The organism is Leisingera sp. F5 (genome assembly GCF_001593695.1).
Map to the genome: position 1 here is coordinate 1 of NZ_LUKH01000697.1, position 1,833 is coordinate 1,833.

A 1,833-nucleotide genomic window follows, 5' to 3' on the forward strand; every position below is an offset into this window, starting at 1 on the left:
GCTCAGGTCGATTTCCTGACCGTGGGCCAGTACCTGCAGCCCACCCCCAAGCACCACCCGATCGACCGCTTCTGGTCGCCGGAAGAATTCGCGCAGCTGGAACAGATTGCCCGGTCCAAGGGCTTTCTCCACGTGTCGGCCACGCCGCTGACCCGTTCATCGTTCCACGCGGATGAAGACTTTGCCGCCCTGAAAGAGGCCCGTCAGATGGCCTTGGCAAAGGGCATTTAACCAAAACGCAAGCGGGAGGAGACCCATGGAAGCGTTAAATTCAATCGTAGGAGCCATCAACGGCGTCGTATGGGGGCCACTGATGCTGGTCCTCATTCTTGGCGTTGGCTTCTTCCTTCAGGTTGGCCTGAAGTTCATGCCGATCCTCAAGATCGGCACCGGCTTCAGCCTGCTGTTCAAAGGCCGTGAAGGCCAGGGCGACGGCCAGATCAGCCCGTTCAACGCGCTGATGACCTCGCTGTCGGCCACCATCGGTACCGGCAATATCGCCGGTGTTGCAACTGCGGTGTTCCTGGGCGGCCCCGGCGCGCTGTTCTGGATGTGGATGACCGCTCTGGTCGGCATGGCCACCAAATACGCCGAAGCTGTCTGCGCGGTGAAATACCGCGAGAAGGACGAGCTGGGCAATTTCGTTGGCGGCCCGATGTACTACATCAAAAACGGCCTGGACGCGAAGTGGGCCTGGCTGGGCTTCGCCTTTGCGCTGTTCGGCGCGGTTGCAGCCTTTGGCATCGGCAACGGCGTGCAGGCCAACGGAGTGGCGCAGGTTCTGGAATCGAACTTTGGCGTGAACACCTCGGTCACCGGCGTGATCCTGATGGTTCTGACCGCCGCCGTGATCCTGGGCGGCATCACCCGCATCGGTGCGGTTGCAGGCAAGCTGGTTCCGTTCATGGCGATTGCCTACATCATCGCAGGCCTGCTGGTTCTGCTGCTGAACCTGGGCAATATCGGCAACGCGCTGTCGCTGGTCTTCACCTATGCCTTCACCCCGTCAGCAGCCGAAGGCGGCTTTGCCGGTGCGGCAGTCTGGGCGGCGATCCGTTTTGGCGTGGCACGCGGCGTGTTCTCGAACGAAGCGGGCCTGGGTTCCGCTCCGATCGCCCACGCAGCGGCTGAGACCAAAGGTCCGGTCAACCAGGGCCTGATCGCAATGCTGGGCACCTTCATCGACACCATCATCGTGTGCTCGATCACCGGTCTGGCGATCATCTCGTCCGGTGCATGGACCTCGGGTGAATCCGGTGCGGCGCTGACCTCGCTGGCGTTTGAGACCACCCTGCCCGGCATCGGCGGCTCGCTGATCGCGGTTGCCCTGTCGATCTTTGCCTTCACCACCATCCTGGGCTGGTCCTTCTACGGCGAGAAATGCGTCGAGTTCCTGCTGGGTGTGAAGTCGCTGATCCCTTACCGTGTTCTGTGGATCGTGATGATCTACTTCGGCGCAACCGCGGACCTGGGCTTCATCTGGCTGCTGGCGGACACGCTGAACGCCATGATGGCCATTCCGAACCTGATCGCCCTGGCGCTGCTGAGCCCGATCGTCTTCAAACTGACGAAAGAGTTCTTTGCCACCGGCGGCAAGTCGGAAGAAGCTGGCACTGCAGCTGAATAACCATCGACGGGGGGCCGTCACGGCCCCCCGCTCCTGACCCGCATTCCACATCTCGAGGAGACGGCTGATGGCCACCAAAATTCTGCTTCCGATCGACCACACAGATCAAAAATCGTGGAAGAAAGCTCTACCCGTCGCGCTGGAGCAGGCCAAGTTCTACGGCGCCGAACTGCATGCTGTTTCGGTCATTCCCGAGATTGTCCAGC

The 1,833-nt window shown here is 61.3% G+C and carries 1 protein-coding gene and 1 pseudogene; both read left to right on the plus strand.

The features are described from left to right. Positions 1-231: pseudogene (locus tag A2I95_RS34925) on the plus strand (lipoyl synthase); the annotation flags it as partial. 25 nt (positions 232-256) lie between these two features. Further along, positions 257-1,627 carry a sodium:alanine symporter family protein gene (locus A2I95_RS34930; RefSeq protein WP_027257847.1) on the plus strand — a complete coding sequence of 457 codons (1,371 nt, stop codon included), beginning with the start codon at positions 257-259 and terminating at the stop codon, positions 1,625-1,627. Positions 1,628-1,833 lie beyond the last annotated feature (206 nt).